This is a genomic window from Desulfarculaceae bacterium (genome assembly GCA_020444545.1).
Classification (GTDB): Bacteria; Desulfobacterota; Desulfarculia; order Desulfarculales; family Desulfarculaceae; genus Desulfoferula.
This window is the reverse complement of sequence record JAHLKT010000002.1, coordinates 342,012-359,414: the sequence shown is the minus strand read 5'-3', so window position 1 is coordinate 359,414 and position 17,403 is coordinate 342,012. Positions and strand designations below refer to the sequence as shown.

19 protein-coding genes are annotated in these 17,403 nt (G+C 67.6%); 4 read left to right on the top strand and 15 right to left on the bottom strand.

From position 1 onward, the window contains the following. Nucleotides 1–7 precede the first annotated feature (7 nt). The gene (locus tag KQH53_06090) at nt 8–448 is read left to right on the top strand and encodes a thioesterase family protein (GenBank protein ID MCB2226231.1); all 441 of its coding nucleotides are present in this window, start codon (nt 8–10) and stop codon (nt 446–448) included. Between the two features lie 272 nt (nt 449–720). On the opposite strand, the gene KQH53_06085 is transcribed toward KQH53_06090, so the two are convergent. The 3 genes from KQH53_06085 to KQH53_06075 are packed head-to-tail and all read right to left on the bottom strand — an operon-like array spanning nt 721 to nt 2,122. After that, nucleotides 721–1,218, bottom strand: a complete 498-nt coding sequence (locus KQH53_06085) for a hypothetical protein (GenBank protein ID MCB2226230.1) — start codon at nt 1,216–1,218, stop codon at nt 721–723. Then, the gene (locus KQH53_06080) at nt 1,218–1,628 is read right to left on the bottom strand and encodes a threonyl-tRNA synthetase editing domain-containing protein (GenBank protein MCB2226229.1); all 411 of its coding nucleotides are present in this window, start codon (nt 1,626–1,628) and stop codon (nt 1,218–1,220) included. Before KQH53_06080 ends, KQH53_06085 begins: the two co-directional genes overlap by 1 nt. Continuing rightward, on the bottom strand, nt 1,625–2,122 hold the full coding sequence (locus KQH53_06075; protein MCB2226228.1) for an acyl-CoA thioesterase: 498 nt from the start codon (nt 2,120–2,122) through the stop codon (nt 1,625–1,627). Before KQH53_06075 ends, KQH53_06080 begins: the two co-directional genes overlap by 4 nt. An 89-nt stretch (nt 2,123–2,211) precedes the next feature. Here KQH53_06075 and pyk point away from each other — a divergent pair, with 89 nt between their 5' ends. From pyk to KQH53_06060, 3 genes are all read left to right on the top strand, one after another. Then, a complete protein-coding gene (gene pyk, locus KQH53_06070) occupies nt 2,212–3,627 on the top strand; it encodes a pyruvate kinase (protein MCB2226227.1) in 1,416 nt (471 codons plus the stop codon). Between the two features lie 77 nt (nt 3,628–3,704). Then, nucleotides 3,705–4,058 carry a DUF86 domain-containing protein gene (locus KQH53_06065; protein ID MCB2226226.1) on the top strand — a complete coding sequence of 118 codons (354 nt, stop codon included), beginning with the start codon at nt 3,705–3,707 and terminating at the stop codon, nt 4,056–4,058. Nucleotides 4,059–4,195: 137 nt separating this feature from the next. After that, complete coding sequence (locus KQH53_06060; protein MCB2226225.1) at nt 4,196–4,408, top strand: gas vesicle protein GvpG; 213 nt, start codon at nt 4,196–4,198, stop codon at nt 4,406–4,408. Nucleotides 4,409–4,505: 97 nt separating this feature from the next. On the opposite strand, the gene KQH53_06055 is transcribed toward KQH53_06060, so the two are convergent. From KQH53_06055 to KQH53_06000, 12 genes are all read right to left on the bottom strand, one after another. After that, nucleotides 4,506–4,919 (bottom strand): cupin domain-containing protein, encoded by a 414-nt coding sequence (locus KQH53_06055; GenBank protein MCB2226224.1) that lies wholly within the window; start codon nt 4,917–4,919, stop codon nt 4,506–4,508. 27 nt (nt 4,920–4,946) lie between these two features. After that, nucleotides 4,947–6,854, bottom strand: a complete 1,908-nt coding sequence (gene ftsH, locus KQH53_06050; GenBank protein ID MCB2226223.1) for an ATP-dependent zinc metalloprotease FtsH — start codon at nt 6,852–6,854, stop codon at nt 4,947–4,949. A gap of 127 nt (nt 6,855–6,981) precedes the next feature. Further along, nucleotides 6,982–8,172 (bottom strand): class I SAM-dependent methyltransferase, encoded by a 1,191-nt coding sequence (locus KQH53_06045; protein ID MCB2226222.1) that lies wholly within the window; start codon nt 8,170–8,172, stop codon nt 6,982–6,984. 2 nt (nt 8,173–8,174) lie between these two features. After that, complete coding sequence (locus tag KQH53_06040; protein ID MCB2226221.1) at nt 8,175–8,762, bottom strand: YceI family protein; 588 nt, start codon at nt 8,760–8,762, stop codon at nt 8,175–8,177. Between the two features lie 80 nt (nt 8,763–8,842). Continuing rightward, nucleotides 8,843–10,171, bottom strand: coding sequence for a protein kinase (locus KQH53_06035; GenBank protein MCB2226220.1), 1,329 nt, complete (start codon nt 10,169–10,171; stop codon nt 8,843–8,845). Further along, nucleotides 10,168–10,899 carry a metallophosphatase family protein gene (locus KQH53_06030; GenBank protein MCB2226219.1) on the bottom strand — a complete coding sequence of 244 codons (732 nt, stop codon included), beginning with the start codon at nt 10,897–10,899 and terminating at the stop codon, nt 10,168–10,170. The genes KQH53_06035 and KQH53_06030 overlap by 4 nt, the downstream gene beginning before the upstream one ends. Before the next feature lie 10 nt (nt 10,900–10,909). Continuing rightward, entirely contained in the window at nt 10,910–11,779 is an 870-nt protein-coding gene (locus KQH53_06025; GenBank protein MCB2226218.1) for a hypothetical protein, read from the bottom strand. A 4-nt stretch (nt 11,780–11,783) separates the two neighbouring features. Continuing rightward, nucleotides 11,784–13,775 (bottom strand): FAD-dependent oxidoreductase, encoded by a 1,992-nt coding sequence (locus KQH53_06020; protein ID MCB2226217.1) that lies wholly within the window; start codon nt 13,773–13,775, stop codon nt 11,784–11,786. A gap of 107 nt (nt 13,776–13,882) precedes the next feature. After that, on the bottom strand, nt 13,883–14,470 hold the full coding sequence (locus KQH53_06015) for an HD domain-containing protein (protein MCB2226216.1): 588 nt from the start codon (nt 14,468–14,470) through the stop codon (nt 13,883–13,885). Beyond that, a complete protein-coding gene (locus KQH53_06010; GenBank protein ID MCB2226215.1) occupies nt 14,467–15,018 on the bottom strand; it encodes a hypothetical protein in 552 nt (183 codons plus the stop codon). The genes KQH53_06015 and KQH53_06010 overlap by 4 nt, the downstream gene beginning before the upstream one ends. 391 nt (nt 15,019–15,409) lie before the next feature. After that, complete coding sequence (locus tag KQH53_06005) at nt 15,410–16,789, bottom strand: trypsin-like peptidase domain-containing protein (GenBank protein ID MCB2226214.1); 1,380 nt, start codon at nt 16,787–16,789, stop codon at nt 15,410–15,412. Nucleotides 16,790–16,840: 51 nt separating this feature from the next. Next, nucleotides 16,841–17,329, bottom strand: coding sequence for a GNAT family N-acetyltransferase (locus KQH53_06000; GenBank protein MCB2226213.1), 489 nt, complete (start codon nt 17,327–17,329; stop codon nt 16,841–16,843). Nucleotides 17,330–17,403: the final 74 nt, after the last annotated feature.

Here is a 17,403-nt window from a genome sequence, read left to right as displayed (position 1 = left end):
GAGCGCCATGCGCGACACCCTGCAACCCAGCTTGAAGTTCACCTTTAGTTACGAAGTCCCCGAAAGCCGCTGCGTGCCCGGTTTGCTGCCCGAGTCACCGGAGTTCGGCCAGATGCCCCGGGTGCTGGCCACCGGCTACATGGTGGGCCTGTTCGAGTGGGCCTGCATTCGGGCCATCAACCCGCACCTGGACTGGCCCCGCGAGCAGAGCGTGGGCATAGGGGTGCATCTGAGCCACGTGGCCGCCACCCCGCCGGGCCTCACCGTGACCATCGAAGGTGAACTGACCAAGCGGGAAGGCAAGCGCCTGGAGTTCGCGCTCAGGGGGCACGACGGCGTGGAGCTTATCTCAGAGGGGAAGCACCAGCGTTTTATCATCGACGCGGAGCGCTTCAACGCCAAGGCCGAGGCCAAAAGGGCGGTGGCGATGGCGCAAGAGCCCGCTTAATTCGCGCAAGGCAAAGAACCAGGTAAGGAAAGATGCGGTGGGCTGTTTGGGGCGTTGACTTGGGTAGTATCAATGCGGTCCATCTGGCGGGCGGGAAGACAGGCCGGCCACAAGTGCCGTGTATCAGGCTTTCTCGGAACCTAGCAGGATCGGGGCGGGCATGGTGGGCATGGTTTGGGCGCGGCCGGACAACTAGGGCATCTGGATAATCCCCTAGCCTCTTCCCTTCCCAACCCTCTTGTCTTTTCCGGCTTGCTCTAAAAAAAGCCCCGCTACTCCGCCGGGTCCATGGCCGAGAACTTGGACGCGATGCAGCCGCACACCGGGCAGTTTTCCGGCGCCTCGCCTTGGGCCAGCCAGCCGCAAACCGGGCACACCAGGTAAGGCCCGCCCTCGCCATCACTGAGGGCGCGGACCAGCTCGGCCTGGCGGGCCACCGCCTGGGCGGTTTGGTCCAGGGCGCTGCCCGCCAAGGCCTCGCCCGCGCCGTCGGCCCCGGCCACCAAGGCGGCGTAGCCCTGCACCAGGCCGGGCAGCAGCTCCTCGGCCGCCTCGGCCAGGTTGGCCTCGGTGTCGTGAACCTTGCCCCTGAGCAACATGGTGAAGCGGCGGGCCTGCACCCCGGCAGAGGCGGCCAGGGCCTCGAACAGGGCCTCCGCCTCGGGCTTGCCCTCCACCCGGGCTTTCTGGGCAAACATGGCCAAGCGGCCCTGGGCCACGGCGGCCAGAGCCAGGCCCTCACGCAGAACGTCCTCGCGGCTGGGGGGCATCATATCTCCTTGAACACCTTGGCCAGCGACTCGCCGGCCACGTGCATCTTCCATTCGTTGAGGTATCCGAAGGCGGTCTGGCTCACCTCGTAACCGCTGTTGGCCAGGCGCTCGGCCGCCTGGCCGGCCAGCTCCCGGGCCAGCGAGGGCGGGGCCTTGGAGGCCGAGAGGTGGCCGAAGGAGTGCAGAACCACCCGCTTGCTGTCGAACTTGCCGGCCAGCCATTTAATGTTCTTGAGCATCTTATTGAGAACCTTGGACTCGCGGCCCTGGTCCTCGGCCTCGGCCTGGTAGAACACCACCACTGCGTTGATGGCCTCCTGGTCCTGCTCCATCTCCGGCGCGTCGGGCAAGACCTTGGCAAAGGTGCGGTGCCAGAAGCTGGGACTATAGAACATAAGAAGCTTCACAGGCCGGCCTTCTTACGCCCCTCTTTTTCGCGCTGCTTCTCGGCCAGGCGAGTCTTCTGGCGCTCGGTGGCCTCGGCGTGGCGCTGGCGCTGCATGGCCGTCTCGGGCACCACCTCCGGCACTCCGGTGGGGTGGCCGTCGGCGTCCAGGGCCACGAAGGTGAGGTAGGCGCTGGCCACGTGGCGCACCACGCCCTTGCTGGGGTTCTCGGCCTCCACCCGCACCCCCACCTCCATGGAGGAAGTGCCGGTGCGGTTGAGGGTGGCCTTTAAAAACAGCACCTCGCCCACGTACACTGGGTTATGGAAGTCCAGGCGGTCGATGCTGGCGGTGACCACGTTGCAGCCCGCATGGCGCAGGGCCACCACCGCGGCGGTGTTGTCGATGTTCTTCATGATCACGCCGCCATGCACATTGCCCGCCACGTTGGCGTCGGCGGGCTCCATGAGCATGGCCATGACCACGCTGGTGTCACTGACCGGTTTAGATTCCATGACATTCCTCTTACAGGCCTTTAAAAAGCGGCTTTTCAGCCTAAGCTTACCTGTGTAGGACGATGCTTGGCAAACCCTGGAGGGTACGAATGAAGCCTGCTCGCAAGACCAAGATAGTGGCCACCATCGGCCCGGCCAGCGCCGACGAGGCCACGCTCCGCCGCATGATCAACGCCGGGCTGGACGTGGCCCGGCTCAACTACTCCCACGGCGACCACGCCAGCCACCGCGAGATGGTCGGCCGCCTGCGCGCCCTCTCGGCCCAAGAGGGTCGCCAGATCGCCATCCTGCAAGACCTGGCCGGCCCCAAGATCCGCCTGGGCACCCTACCCGAACCCCGCGATCTGGACGCCGGAGACGAGGTGATCCTGGCCCCGGGCTCCGAGGCGGAGGGCGACATCCTTCCCGTGGCCTACGAGCACCTGCTGGAGGACGTGAAAGAGGGCCAGCCCATCCTGTTGGCCGACGGCATGGTGGAGCTCAAGGTGCTGGCCGTGGAGGCGGACCGGGTGCGCTGCCAGGTCAAGGTGGGCGGCACGGTCAGCTCCCGGAAAGGGGTCAACCTGCCCACCAGCCACCTTCGGGTCAGCTCCTTCACCCCCAAGGACCAGCGCGACCTGGAGGCCGGCCTGGAGGCCGGGGTGGACCTGGTGGCCCTGTCCTTCGTGCGCCACGAGGACGACCTGGGCCCGGTGCGCGAGCGCCTGAACCACGCCGACGACCCGCCCCTGTTGGTGGCCAAGATCGAAAAGCCCCAGGCCGTGGAGCGCCTGCCTCAGATCATGGCCGCGGTGGACGGGGTCATGGTGGCCCGGGGCGACCTGGGGGTGGAGATGCCCCTGGAGCAGGTGCCCCTGATCCAGAAACGCATCATCGCCGAGGCGCGCAAGGCAGGCAAGGTGGTGGTGACCGCCACCCAGATGCTGCGCTCCATGATGGAGAACCCGCGCCCCACCCGGGCCGAGGCCGCCGACGTGGCCAACGCGGTCTTGGACGGCACCGACGCGGTGATGCTCTCCGACGAAACGGCCATGGGCGAGTTCCCGGTGGAGTCGGTGGCCATGATGGACCGCATCTGCCGGGCCAGCGAGGGCTCGGTGGACAGCCAGGCCGCGCTCAAGGAGGGGCTCAGCCCCCTGCTCCCGGCCGTGGCCGCCGCGCTCAGCCGCGCCGCCGGCTGGCTGGCCCAGGACCTTCGGCCCGCGGCCATCGTGGCCTCCACCACCAGCGGCTCCACCGCCCGGCTCATCGCCCGCCTTCGGCCCGGGGCTCCGGTGATCGGCCTGACCCCGGACGCGGGCACCTGCCGCCAGCTGGCCATCTCCTGGGGCATCATCCCGGCCCTGGTGGAGCCCTTCGCGGACATCGAGCAGATGGGCGAGCGCGCCAGGGAGTGGGTCTTGGCTTCGGGCCTGGCCCAGAAGGGCGAGCACATCATCGTAACCGGCGGCGCGCCGGTGGGCGTGCCCGGCACCACCAACCTGCTCAAGGTTCTGGAACTGTAGCCGGCCGGGCGCGGGGTGGTTTGCCAAGATGCATAGCGCTCCCGCCGCCTGGGCCGGGGATATACAAGGAGACCAATATGCCAGAAGATTACCGCCCGTATCTGGACGCCATCTTGGAGTCCATGGCGCGCATCCGTGATTACCTCGCGGGAATGGACTTTAAGGATTTCCAAAACGCTCCCCAGGCCCAGGAGGTCGCGATCAGCGATTTGCAGGCCATAAGCGAGGCCGCGAGCCGCCTACCGGACAAGCTGCGCTCCAGCGCTCCCAGGGTGCCCTGGCGCAAGATAATCGCCCTGCGCGAAGAGTTGGCGCACCAAGACGAAGCCGCCGCCCTGGCCCTGGCCTGGGAGGTGGTGCACCACGACCTGGAACCCCTGGGACATGGCTGCTACCTGCTTCTGGAGAAGCTCACTCCTCGCGGCGAATAGGCTATTCGCCGCCTCTCGTCCCCGGGCACTTTGCCAGCCGGGAAGGATTGACCCGTTTCACGCACCGGGTTAGCATGTTTGCATATATTCGTGCCCGTATTGATCATGCACTCCAACGCCAGAAGGGTGATCCAACCATGCGCAAAACCATCTCCCTGCTCATCGGCTTGTCGCTGCTGTTCTCTCTGGGCCTGGTCGGCCTGAGCGGCTGCGGCGGCGCGGACGTAAAAACCCAGACCACCACCGTGTCCGAGGGCCAGCAGCTAATCGACCTGCAAAAGGCTTACAAGTCCGGGGCCATCACCAAAGAGCAGTACGAGGACCAGAAAGAGAAGATTCTGGACAAGTAGCTCTCCGGCGCGGCCAGCGCCGCACCAGGCCATCAAAAAAGAGACCGGGCCCGGCAACGCGCCGGACCCGGTTTTTTGCGGTGTGAGAAGAGGCCGTCTAAAGGACCGCCTCTTTGTCCTCGTAGACATTGGCGATGCAGCACAGGAAGCGGCCCTGCCCGTCACTGACGTTCTTCATGCCGTGAGGCTCCAGGGAGGGGATGTAGATGCTCGATCCGGGGCCGCACAGCTTGGTCTCGGTCAGCTCATCGCTCTCCGGGTCATAGGCGTAGCACTCGAACTCGCCCTCGGTGATGTACATGGTCTGGTGATAGAAGTGGTTGTGGATGGGTATCTCGCCGCCGGGTTGGGCGGTGAACAGCCTAAGGCCGTACTCGGGGTTGCCGTGGCCGTCGTCGCCGCACTTGGACAGCCAGCGCACGCTGATGCCCTTGACCTCGTACATCTTGCCCCGGTAGGGGAACTGCTCGATTACGATGTCCTCGTAATCCAGGGCCTGATTCGCTTCCATGCTGTGTAGCTCCTCGTTGCTCGGTGATTACGCGTCCGGGGCCGGATGGCTGCCCAGGGTGCTCTTTTCGTCGCCAGGCCGGTCGGGCTTCTCGGCGTCCAGCTCGGCCACCTGCTGCTTGGCCTCTTCGCCCTCCACCTGGCCGATGAGCTCGCGGAATTGGGTCTCGTCCAAAACCTCCACATCCAACAGCTTCTGGGCCACCTTTTCCAGCAGGTCGCGGTGCTTGGTAAGCAGGTTCTCCACCTGCTGCTCGCGCTCCTCCATGAACTCGCGCAGCTCCTTGTCCAGGGAGGCGGCGGTGGCCTCGGAATACTCCGAGGGGGGCGGGGCGTAGGCCGAGTCGCTGGGGATGAACACCGGCTGGCCCCGCCGGGAGTAGGTCACCGGCCCCAGGGTGGTGCCCATGCCGTATTGGGTGAGCATGGCCCGCACCAGGTCCGTGGCCCGTTGCAGGTCGTTGGCCGCGCCGGTGCTCCCCTCCCCGAAGATGATGCGTTCGGCCACCCGGCCGCCCAGCATCACGTCCACCTTGCTCTCCAGCTCGCTCTGGCTCATGAGGTAACGGTCTTCGGTGGGGCGCTGCTCGGTGTAGCCCAGGGCGGCGATGCCCCGGGGGATGATGGATATCTTGTGCACCTTGTCGGCCTTGGGGGTGAAGGAGGCCACCAGGGCGTGCCCGGTCTCGTGGAAAGCCACCCGCTTCTTCTCTTCGGGGTTGATCACCCGGTTCTTCTTTTCCAGGCCGCCCACGATGCGGTCCACCGCCTCCTCCAGGTCGGCCATGATCACCTCGTCGCGGTCGGCCCGGGCGGCCAAGAGCGCCCCCTCGTTTAGGATGTTCTCAAGGTCCGCGCCCGAAAGGCCCGGGGTGCGCTGGGCCAACACCTTCAGATTCACGTCGTCGGCCAGGGTGATGCGCTTGGCGTGCACCTCCAGGATGGCGATACGGCCGTTCAGGTCCGGCTTGTCCACCAGCACCTGGCGGTCGAAACGCCCGGCCCGCAAGAGAGCCGGGTCCAATATCTCGGGGCGGTTGGTAGCGGCCATGATGATCACCCCCACCCGGGGGTCGAAGCCGTCCATCTCCACCAACAGCTGCTGCAAGGTCTGCTCGCGCTCGTCGTGGCCGCCCATGGCGCCGCTCATGCCCCGAGCCTTGCCCAGGGCGTCCAGCTCGTCGATGAACACGATGCAGGGGGCCTTTTCCCGCGCCTGCTTGAACAGGTCGCGCACCCGGGCCGCGCCCATGCCCACGAACAGCTCCACGAACTCGCTGCCGCTGATGCTGAAGAAGGGCACCGCGGCCTCGCCGGCCACCGCGCGCGACAGGAGCGTCTTGCCGGTGCCCGGAGGGCCCACCAACAGCACGCCCTTGGGCATGCGCCCCCCCAAACGGGTGAATTTATCCGGGGTGCGCAAAAACTGCACCACCTCCTCCAGCTCCCCCTTGGCCTCGTCCACCCCGGCCACATCAACGAAGCGGGTGGGGATGTCCTCCTCGGCATAGACCTTGGCCTTGTTGCCCGCGAAGCTCATCACCCCCTGGCCCGGACCCATGCGCTTCATCATGAAGTACCAGATGCCCAGGAACAGTAAGACCGGCACCATCCAGGAGAAGAGGCTACGCAGGAAGGTTGACTCCACCTCTCCGCGGAACTCGATCTTGTGGCCTTGCAGCTCCTTGGCCAGGTCCGGGTTGACCCGCACCGTGGTGAAGCTGATCGCCTTGCCCTGATCGTCAAGCATCTTTCCGGTGATGGTGTCCTTGCCGATGGCGATCTCCTGGACCTTGTCGGAGCGCACCTGATTGATGAACTCGCTGTAAGGGATCTGCTTGGGCCCGATCTGGCTGGAGATGACATTGTTGAGGATGAGTACGAACCAGATGCCCAAGAGCACGTACCAGATTGAAAATTTATGGTGCTTTTCCAACGGACACCCTTCCCTTTTGCCCAGAGGCCGCCTGCATTCGCCGGGGGCGGCCCCATGAGGGGTAAGACCACTCAAATATTGTTAATCAGGTTACTTGCCGTTCGAATAACGGTCAAGCCGTCCCGGCTCAGGACCGGCGCCCCCACACCCCGTAAACCGGGTCCGATGCGGGATACTCACCATAGTGCCGGTCATCCTCCGGCCGGGGCCAGCCCCGGGCGCTCAGGGTGCCCAGCTGTGTGAATCGCCCGCTCTCCAGGAAGTAGTCCAGGACCAGGCCCAGCTTTTCGAAATCGTGCAGCTCGGTCCACAGGCGCACCGCCTTGGGCGGAAAGAAACGATTGCTGAAGGTCATGGCCAGGACTCCGCCCGGGGCCAGCACCCGGGCCAGGTCCGCGAAGACCTCGCGGGGCCGGGTGAGATACTCCACGCTGGCGGTGCAGATTATGGCGTCGAAGCTGGCGTCATCAAAGGGCAGGCGCGGCTCGGCGTTGAGGTCGTGGATCACCCGGCCGTCCAGGGCCGGGTTGGCCGCCATCTCCTCCAGGTTCAGGCCCAGGCCCACCACCTCGCCGACGTTCGCCCCCAGGGGCAAATGGCTCTGGTAGGCGCTCATCAAATCCAGCACCCGGCCTCCGGGCGGCAGCAGCCCGCCGTAGAACTCGGCGATGTGCTCGCTGGCCCGCGAATCCACGTGCCCCACCAGGCGGGGCTTTTCATAGAACTCAGAGTCCGGGGACTCGTCGCCCCGCTCCAAGGCCTCGCCGTCCAGGAAGTCGGTGGGTTTGCCGTCGGCCCGGGCCTGCATACCCGGCCCGGCGCAAAGGCGGCTCAGCCAGTCCACCCCGCGCCCGCTCAGCTCGGACTCGGGCAGGGTCTCGCGCTCCACGGCCACCACCAGCTTGAGCCCGTGCCCGGCCAGGGGGTGGTTCAGGTCCAGGGAGAAGCCCTCGCCGCCCGGCCCCAGGCAGCGGAAGGGCTCCAGGCTGTTCGGCGACACCCCGGCCACGCCCGAGAGCAGGCGGCGGGGATAGAAGCGGCCAGCGCGGGGGCGCATTTGGCCGCTCGCAAAGGCGCTCCAGGGCGCGGCGCGCACCAGGGCCTCGCTGCGGGCAGGCACCGATTCGGCGGTGGTAAGGTCCAGCTCCAGGCTGTCGCCCTGTCCCAGGTCCTTGAGACCGTCCAGCAGGCGGGGGGGCAGGATGTCGCCCCACAGGTCCACCGGGGCGTACAAGAGATCCTTGTGGGCCGCCTCGCCGCTGGCCCAGACCAACTCCAGGATCAGGCCGGCCGCGCCTCTGGGGTCCAGCGGACTCATTGCTAACGCACCAGCTCCAGATGGATGTACACCAGCACCTTGTTGCCCACGACCCCCTGCTCGTAGAACTTGCCGCTGCCCACGTGATAGTCCAGGCGGTCCAGGTAGAACTCGGAGGTGAAGCCTGCCACCATCTGGCCCTTGTTCATGGGGTTGGGCTTGCTGCCCAGATAGTTGAACACCAGCTCCACCGGCTTGGTCACGTCCTTCATGGTCAGCTTGCCCTTGACCACGAACCGGTTCTTGCCTTTGGCCTGGAAGCTGGTGCTCCGGAAGGTGATGTGGGGGTAGCGCTTGGTGTCGAAGAAATCGGCGGTGCGCAGGTGGTTGTCGCGGGCGTCCACCCCGGTGTCCAGGCTGGCCGCGTCGATGGTCAGCTCCACCTTGCTCGTGGCCAGGTCATCGGGGCTGAAGTTAACCTTGCCGCCGAACTTCATGAACTGGCCCATCACCGGGGCGAAGACGTGTTTTATCTGAAAGATGATCTGGCAGTGGGGCGGGTCGAACTGCCAGGCGGGCGCGGCCGCCAGGGCGGGCGCGGACAGGGCCAACAGAGCGGCCAGGGCCACCAACAAGCTGATTCGCCTCATGGGTCTTCTCCTAAGAAGTTAATTCTCACATGTAACAATTATGAGGCTTGGCCCGGCGGGATGCCAGGGAGAGGCTTGATTCAAGCGCGGACCGCGCGCACGAACAAAAAGCAGTCCTTGTCGGCCCGGCCCAAATAGCCCGCCGCCAGGTTGGCGTACCAGGCCGCGCAGGGCGTGGCGGTGTCCGCCGACCACAGGCGATCCTGCAAGGGGTCCATGATGGGCGGGGCGCAGTCTTGCCCAGGCGCGGGGGGCGGGGCCAACAGGGTGGCCAGCTCGGCCACGGTGGGCAGACGCCAGCCATTGCGGCCCCCCAGGCGGCGCAGGTTCAGGGCCTGGACGTAACCGGCGGCCTGCTCGTGGGTCAGGGGCTGGGGCGAGCCGCCCTTTTGCCAGAACAGGCCGCTGGCCGCGTCATGCAGCACTCCCGGACCGGCCTGGGCCAGATCGCGGGGCAACCACTGCTGGGGCCGCATGAGCCCGTCCAGGCCAAAGGCATCGCGCGCCTCGGCCAGGCGCACCCGCAGCGGCTCGCTCCGGGGCTGGCCTTCCGGGGCGCTGTCCGGAGCGGGCGTGGGCTCGATCAAGGCGCAGGCCGCCTCGCGGCGCGCCTCCCAGGCCACGAACAGCTCGTGCAGGGCCGAGGCCATGGCTTGGGCGTCCACAAAGCGGCCGTCCGGCTTGTCGGCCAGGGCCGTATCGAAAAAGGCGTCCCAGGCCACGTCCAGTTCGAGGCGCAGCACCGAGGCTGCCCTACCCTCTTCGGGCAGGTGTCCGGTGAGCAGACGGAACAGGCTCACCCCCAGGGAGTAGAGGTCCGCGCGGGGGTCCACGCCCAAGGGATCGCGCTCCAGCTCGGGCGCGGCATAGGCCGGCGAGCCTAGCACCAGGTTGGGCCTCCCGCTGGAAAGCTCCCCGTGGCGGTGGCTCAGGCCCAGGTCGCCCAGGCGCACCGTCTCGTCGTCGCCCAGCATGAGGTTGGCCGGCTTGAGGTCGCGGTGCACCACTCCGGCCCGGTGCAACACGCTCAGGCCCTCCAGGGCCTGGGCCCCCCAGGCCAGGGCCTGCTCCACCCCCAGGGGCCGGGTGGGGTCTTCCAAACGGGCCCCCTCGCCGATCACCTCGGCCAGGCTCAGGCAGTAATGGTCCATCACGTAAAAAGCGGGCTCGTGGGGATGCACCTGGTGCACCCGCACCAGGCGGGGGTGTTTCAGCTCGGCCAGGGTGGCTGCCTCGTCCAAAAAGCGGGCGCGCAACTCATCGCCGGGCAGCAGGGTGGCCAGCTCGGCCCGGGGCGCGAAGAGCTTGAGCGCCCGCACCGGGCCGATATCGTGGCGCACCTTGTACACCCGGGACATGCCGCCGCGCCCCAGGAAACCCAGCACCGTGTATTTGCCGATGGTCTTCAAGGATTTTGCAAACGGCGGGCGTTGAACTCGGGCAGGCCCTTGGCCAGGATCTTGTCCACCGTGGTGTCCACGTCGTAGGGCACGCAGCGCACCTCGATATCGCGGGCCTGGTCGTCCACGATGACGTACTTGGCGCGGGGGTCGCCGTCGCGGGGCTGTCCCACCGCGCCCGCGTTGATCAAATAGCGCGCGCCCGGCTCCAGATCATGGCGGCCTTCCTTCAGCCCGATGCGCGTCACCTCGTTGCCGTCGATGCGGCACATGTCCAGCTCGTGGGTGTGGCCCACCAGGCACCAGGGCTCGGCGATGCGCTTCATGCGCTTGACGATCTCGGCCTTGCCCATCTCGAAGTAATACTTGGTGGCCGAGGCGGGCGGCGCGCCGTGCACCAGGCGGCAAGGCCCATAGACCAGGAAAAGAGGCAGGCCGCCCAGCCAGGCCAGGGACTCCGGGCTGAGCATGGCCCCCACCTGCTCCAGGGAGCGGCGGGCGGTGGGGTTGAACCAGGCCATGGTCTTGGGATCGCTCAGTCCCAGCTCGTGGTTGCCCATGACGGCGGGCAGCTCCAGCTCGCGGGCCAGCTCCACGCAGGCCTCGGGGTCCGGGCCATACCCCACCAGGTCGCCCAGAAGCACAGTGTGCTCCACTCCCTGCCCTTCCAGGTCGTTTAGCACCGACCGAAAGGCCTCCAGGTTGCCGTGCACGTCGCTGAGAGCCGCAAGCCGCATGAGATTTACGTTAGCACACCTGAGGGTCCGGCGGGGAAAGGCTGGCGTGGGCGGCCTCCACCGCGCCCAGGATGCGCACCCGGGGACCGCGCGGGGCCCAGATGAAAGGGCTGGAGGCAAAGAACACCGCCAAACAGGGCGCGCCCAGGGCGGCGGCCAGATGGGTCACCCCCGAGTCCGCGCCCAAATAGAGCGAGGCCCCGGCCAGCAGGGCGGCCAGCTCGGACATGGAAGGGCTTTGCACCATGCGGTGAGGCACTTCCGTCAAGGCGTCCCGCACGGCCCCGGCGTAGGCCTCGTCCTCGGCCGGTCCCAGGAGCAGGGTGATCTCGCCGTGCTCATCGGCCAGCCGCCGCCCCAGCAGGGCGCACAGCTCGGGGCTCAGGCGCTTGGCCTGGCCGCCGGAGCCCGGGGCCAGGATCGCCCCGCTGTCCGCGACCGGCTCATTCAAGCGGGGCTCCAGGGGCGCGGCCTCGCTGTCGAGGTTCAGGGCGCGCAGCTGGCTCACCTGCATGTCGCCCGCGTGGCGCTGGTTGCCCGGCGCGGGGCGGGTGGATATGGACCACACCTCGGGCGCCGCGGCCCAGAGGTTGGCCAGCAGCTCGGCCGGAGGCGAGGCGGCGAACACCACCACCCGGCCGAAACCGGAGAGCCATTCGTGCAGCTTGTCGTCCATTTGCGGGGCGAAAAGGGAGGCGAAGCGGGCCGCCTCGCGTTCGTGCACCCTCTCGGGCGGCAGCACCAGGCGGCCCCACTCAGCACGGCCCCAGAGGTTTAGCCCCTGCTCAGCATTGAGCAGGCCCAGGGCGGGCCAGGAGAGCACGAAGTCGCCCAAGGCCCCCAAATGCAGGGCCAGGCAGGGCCGGGCCGAGGCGCTCAAGGCCTCAGCAGGTCGGGGCCGCGGGAGGGGCCAGCTTGCCCTCCACGGCCAGTTGATGGATGGCCAGGGCCACCCGGGCTCCCTCGCTGGTGGCCTGGCCCATGCCGGCCGGGCTCAGGGCGTCGCCGGCCAGGAAGATGGCGCTCACCTTGGGCTCCAGGGCCAGGAAGATGCGCTCCACCGGCTTGGCCCCCATGGCCACCACGAAGGTGTCCAGGGGCTCCACGTAGGTAAGCTCGCGGGTGCCGTCGGGCCGGGTGTGCAAGAAGCTCACTTTGTCCTTGAACAGACGGCGCACCTTGGCCCGCACGTAGCGGCGCACCTTGTACTTGCCCAGCTCGCGGCGCAGATAGTAGCGGCGGGCGGGCCCCAGGTCGTTGCCGATGCCCAGGCCCAGCTCGATGATGCACACCTCATGGCCCCGCTCGGCCAGGTAGTGGGCCACCTCGGAGCCCAGGTTGCCGCCACCAAGGACAGCCACCCGCTTGCCCACCTCGGCCACTCCGGCCAGCACCTGGCGGGCGGTGACCAGCGGGGCCTCGCTCACTCCGGGCAGGTCGGGCAGCATGGGGTCGGAGCCGGTGGCGATGACCACCGCGTTGGGATGCACCGCGCAGACTGTCTTTACCGTGGCCTTTTGCTTGAGGCGCAGCTCCACGTTGGGCAGCTTGGCCAGGGCGTTCTGGTAGAAGCGCACCATGCCCAAGAACTCGCCCTTGCCCGGCGGCAGGGAGGCCAGGCGCACCTGGCCACCGATTTCCTCGCCCGCCTCGAACAGCGTAACCTTGTGGCCCAGCTCGCCCAGGGTGCGCGCCGCCTCCAGCCCGGCCAGACCGGCCCCCACCACAGCCACCGTGGCCGGCAGCGGCGTCGGGGCCAGGGACTCGGTAAGCTCCTCCAGCCCGGCCCAGGGATTGGCCACGCAGCTGAGCGGGGCGCCGGAGAGCACCCGGTCGATGCAGCCCTGGTTGCAGCCGATGCAGGGGCGGGTGAGCGTCTCGCCCCCCTCGGCCGCGCGCTTGAGCCACTGGGGGTCGGCAATGAAGGCGCGGCCCACGGCCACCAGGTCCAGGCCCTCCAAGGCGGCCTCGGCCTGAGAAGCGGTGTTGATGCGCCCCACCCCGGCCACCGGGATGCTCACCGCTTTTTTCACCTCGCGGGCCGCGTCAAGATGGGTGCCCGCGGGCATGGGGATGGGCGGCACCACCATGTGCGGTGTCTCATACACCCCGCCGGTCACCGAGATCAGGTCAGCCCCCGCGTCCTGAAGCATCTTGGCGGTGGCGGCCGCTTCGGCCGGCCCCATGCCCCCGCTGACGTGGTCCTCGCCCGAGAGGCGGAAGGACAAGAGCCCTTCCGGCCCGATGGCCCCGCGCACCGCGCGGGCCACCTCCAGGGCGAAGCGGGCCCGGCGCTGCAAGTCGCCGCCATAGGCGTCCTGGCGCTTGTTGGCATAGGGCGTGAGGAACTCGTGCACCAGGTACTCGTGGGCCGCGTGCACCTCCACCCCGGCGAAACCAGCGGCCATGGCCCGCCAGGCGGTGCGGGCAAAGGCCTGCACCATGGCCTCGATCTCGATGATGGTCATGGCGCGGGGGGTGGCGTGGGCCGTGGGGCCGCGCAGGGCGCTGGGGGCCAGGGCCTCGCCCACCAGGCGGGGATGGGCGTTGCGCCCCCCGTGGATGAGCTGGAGGATGGCAATGGTCCCCTGCTCCTTGATGGCCTCGGCCAGGGCGCTCATGCCGTCCAGAAGGCTGTCCTCGTGGGCCATGAAGTTCCGGTCGATCACCTTGCCCGAGGGATGCACGCAGGCCGCCTCCACCACCAGCAGGCCCGGCCCCCCCGCCGCGCGGGCGCGGTAATAGGCGATCATGGCCGGAGTCACCCGACCCTGGCTGTCGGCCAGGTTGCTGCCCATGGAGGGCATGATCACCCGGTTGGGCAGCTCGCGGCCGCCCACCTTGAGGGGGCTGAACAGTCTGGGGTACTCAGGCATAGAACATCCCATCCTTGGGTTTATACGGCCGGGCGGCGCGGGGGCGCCGCTTTCGGCCATATATCTTAGCTCATTGCGCGGGGCAGGGGAAAGACGGGCAAGCGGGGCTAGTCCCCGTTGTGGTTGTTGCGCACCCAGAGGTCGTCGCGCTTCTCGAACCACCAGTCGGTCCAGTCGGTGGTGAGCACGGTGTGGGCCAGCTCGCGGGCGGCTTCGGTTTGCAGGCGCTTGAGGGCGTAGTGGATCCAGTGCTTGGCGTAGGGGTTGCCCAGGTCCTGCTGCTCTTTCAACTCAATAAGCAGGTCGAGCTGGTCCGCGTCGTGGGCCAGCTGGGCCTCCTTGCTCTCGCCGGCGTTGAACTCGCGGCAGTGCTCCTTGATGCGCGCGGCCAGGGCCTCGGGCAGCTCGCGGGTGGCGTGCTCCAGGGCCTTTTCCTCGTCCGCGGTACAGTAGCGCTTGTTCATGTAGTTCAGATCGCCGGTGCGGGCCTCGGCCAGGTCGTGGTGCAACAACAAGAGCGCCACCTTGCCCTCGTCCACGTCATCCAGCTCCACGGCCAGCAGATAGCCGATGAGCGCGGCCCGGAAGCAATGGTCGGCGATGGACTCGCCGCCGCTGCCCAGAAAAGGGTAGCCGGTGCGGCGCATCTTCTTGAGCATGCCCGCTTCGAACAGCAGCTTGGCCAGAGCCCTCACTGAGCGATCTCCGCGGCGCAGCGGCGGCAATAGGTCTGGCCGGCCAGCTCCACGGTGCGGCTGGCCTGGGTGGGCTCGCCGCAGCGGGCGCAGAGGATGGAAGGCTCGATGCGCGCATGGGGGGGCGGCTCAACGGCCACCTCCTCCACGGCCACCACCTCGTCCTGGGGCCGGGTGAGCAGCTCCCGGGCAAAGGCCTCGCGGTCCATCCCGCCCTCGGGCTGGGTCTTCTTGAGCCCGTCGCCGATGAAGCGCACCCGCACCGCTTTGTTGCGGCCCCGGTCGATCACCGTGAAGGCCTGCTTGCCGTAATCGCGCCAAATCAGGTTGCCCTTGCCAAAGGTGGTGGAGAGCATCTGCTGAAAGGCGTCCACGCTGCAAGAGTTGTTCTCCGCGATGGTCACCAGCTCCTCGTCCTCGGCCGGGCCCAGGCCCAGGCTCTCCGCCGCAGCCTTGGCCGCGCGGTAGCCGATCAAAAGTCCGGGGCAGAGATGGCCGTGAAAAGCCACCACCGGTTTCAAGTCGTCAGGAAGAGGTCCCAAATCCATGGCGTATCACCTCGTGGGTTTTCGGGGGTTGATTACAGCAAAAAGCATAACCCCGGTCCAAGGGCCTGGCAAGGCGTGAAGGGGCCAAAACGGGGAAAGACACAAAGGCGGTGCGGGGAGAAAAAGAAGATGAAGATGAGAAGAGGTTGGGGAATAACAGGAAGCAGGTCGATGCCGTCCGGTGGATGGGCGGTCGCCGCGCCACCGGGCGGCGGAGCGCTGCTCCTGCGGGGAGAGGAGGCCGCTTGATCGCGCCGCCATCGACCAGGCGTTCGGTGGGAGGCGCCCTCAAGCCGCCGTTCGCCGGCAGGTAGCCAGGGGCCTCAACGAACCATTTGCCTTAGGGCTCGCCCGCCCTCCCCTATTCCAAACCTCTTATGCTTCCTGTCCGCTATCTTCCGAAGGTAATTACCTGCCGGGCCCTGCCCCGCTGGAACAGAATCGCCACCTCGGGCTGATGCCTGGCGCGCACCATCTGGTAGTGGAACTCGCGCACGTCCTCCACCGGCTCGCGCCCCACCCGGAGGAGGAGGTCGCCGGGCTTAAGGCGGGCCCGCTCGGCCTTGGAGCCGGGGCGGATCTTGGCGATCATCAGGGCGCCGCCCGGCCGCGCGCCGTAGAGGCGGGCCGTGGCCTGGTCCATGGGCGCGGCCTCCAATCCCAAACGCTGCCACACCAGCTCGGGCGAGTGCTCCAGGGGATAGGCCTTGGCGACCAGGGTGGCGGTCTGGCGGCGGCCATGGTCCAGGAACCACAGGCGCACCTTGTCGCCCGGGGCCACCGCACCCAAGCGGGCCTGGTAGTCGGCGGTGTCCTCCAGGGGCACCTCGTCCAGGGCCAGGATGACCATGCCCCGCTCCAGGCCGGCGGCGGAGGCCGGGCTGTGGGCCTCCACGGCCAGCACCACCACCCCCGAGGACGAGTCCAGGCCGAAGTGACCGGCCAGGCGGGGGGTGAGGTCCTGCAGTTGCAGGCCCAGCCAGGTAGGCAAGACCTCGCCCTTGGTAAGCAGGTCGTTGACCACCCGGCGCACCCGGTTGGCGGGGATGGCGAAGCCGATGCCCTGGGCCCGCTGGAAGATGGCGGTGTTGATGCCCATGACCTCGCCGTCCAGGTTTAAGAGTGGACCGCCGCTGTTGCCCGGGTTGATGCTGGCGTCGGTCTGGATCAGGCCGCCCATGGAAGAGCCCGGTCCGGTGGGCACCCGCCGGTTGATGGCGCTGACCACCCCGGTGGTCACGGTGTGCTGCAGGCCAAAGGGGTTGCCGATGGCCACCAGGCTCTCGCCGATCATCAGCGAGCGCGAGTCGCCCAGCTTCACCTGGGGCAGCGGCTTGCCGCCCGGATCTATCTGCAACACCGCCAGGTCCGAGGACGGATCGCCGCCCACCAGCTTGGCGCTGAACACCCGGCGGTCGGCCAGCTGCACCTTGATTTCGCTGCCGCCTTCCACCACATGGCTGTTGGTGACGATCAGGCCCTTTTTGCCGTCGATGATAAAGCCGGAGCCCAGGTTGGTCTGCTCCCGCTCCAGGGGCCGAAAGAACTCTTGAAAGAAGCGGTCCAGCATGTCGTCGCCGGAGCGGAAAGGGCTCACCTGACGGCGGGCGGTGGAGGAGATGTTGACCACCGCGGGCCCGGCCGCCTTGACCACCTCCACCACCGGGCTGGTGCGGCGCTCGCTGGCCCCCGGCGCGGCCGGGGAGGCCAGCAGCAGGGCAATGAGCAACGGGAAGATGAATATGGCTGGTCTGGGCGACAAACGGCTCATGGTCTATCCCGGGCAAGTGAACCCAAACGGCCAACCCCTGGCCGCCACTACCTAAGTATTACCCTTGTTTGGTTCGATTTCCAGGCGCATGGCCTGGAAGGTGATGCCGTTGTGGGTTTGCAGCCCGCCGTCGGGCGCGAAGCCCAGACGGGCATAGGCCCCCACCGCGTTGGGCGAGGCGTTGACCGTTACTTGGCTGAATCCCGCCTCGGGCCACAGCTCCAGGCCCCGGGCCAGCAGGCCACGGCCCACGCCGCCCCTCTGCCGGGCCGAGTCCACGAACAGCAGGGCCAGGTGTGGCCCGGTTCGCATCTCCAGAAAGGCGATCATGTCCCCGCCCTGCCAGGCGGCCAATTGCAGGTTGCCCTCTTCGCGCCGCGTGGTCAGGGCCTCTGGCGTCACGTAGCTCAAAAACTCCTCCACCCCCTCGGGCGGAAAGAGCGGAGCCACGTGTTCGGCAAACACCCGGCGCACCAGGGCGCAGGCATCTTCATATCCGTCAGCGTTCAGGGGACGTATTTCCATTGCCGTCTTTTGCATGGTTCTGTTCCAGAGCTGGGGGCAGGCAACAAGGCTTCAACTCTAGGAGCGGCGCACCGGCCTGTCAACGCCGC

Bases quoted from the DNA above. Each gene is read 5' to 3' on its own strand.
- KQH53_06090 (MCB2226231.1), top strand. From the start codon at position 8: ATGCGCGACACCCTGCAACCCAGCTTGAAGTTCACCTTTAGTTACGAA.
- KQH53_06085 (MCB2226230.1), bottom strand. From the start codon at position 1,218: ATGCCCCCCAGCCGCGAGGACGTTCTGCGTGAGGGCCTGGCTCTGGCC.
- KQH53_06075 (MCB2226228.1), bottom strand. From the start codon at position 2,122: ATGGAATCTAAACCGGTCAGTGACACCAGCGTGGTCATGGCCATGCTC.
- pyk (MCB2226227.1), top strand. From the start codon at position 2,212: ATGAAGCCTGCTCGCAAGACCAAGATAGTGGCCACCATCGGCCCGGCC.
- KQH53_06065 (MCB2226226.1), top strand. From the start codon at position 3,705: ATGCCAGAAGATTACCGCCCGTATCTGGACGCCATCTTGGAGTCCATG.
- KQH53_06060 (MCB2226225.1), top strand. From the start codon at position 4,196: ATGCGCAAAACCATCTCCCTGCTCATCGGCTTGTCGCTGCTGTTCTCT.
- KQH53_06055 (MCB2226224.1), bottom strand. From the start codon at position 4,919: ATGGAAGCGAATCAGGCCCTGGATTACGAGGACATCGTAATCGAGCAG.
- KQH53_06045 (MCB2226222.1), bottom strand. From the start codon at position 8,172: ATGAGTCCGCTGGACCCCAGAGGCGCGGCCGGCCTGATCCTGGAGTTG.
- KQH53_06040 (MCB2226221.1), bottom strand. From the start codon at position 8,762: ATGAGGCGAATCAGCTTGTTGGTGGCCCTGGCCGCTCTGTTGGCCCTG.
- KQH53_06030 (MCB2226219.1), bottom strand. From the start codon at position 10,899: ATGCGGCTTGCGGCTCTCAGCGACGTGCACGGCAACCTGGAGGCCTTT.
- KQH53_06020 (MCB2226217.1), bottom strand. From the start codon at position 13,775: ATGCCTGAGTACCCCAGACTGTTCAGCCCCCTCAAGGTGGGCGGCCGC.
- KQH53_06010 (MCB2226215.1), bottom strand. From the start codon at position 15,018: ATGGATTTGGGACCTCTTCCTGACGACTTGAAACCGGTGGTGGCTTTT.
- KQH53_06005 (MCB2226214.1), bottom strand. From the start codon at position 16,789: ATGAGCCGTTTGTCGCCCAGACCAGCCATATTCATCTTCCCGTTGCTC.
- KQH53_06000 (MCB2226213.1), bottom strand. From the start codon at position 17,329: ATGCAAAAGACGGCAATGGAAATACGTCCCCTGAACGCTGACGGATAT.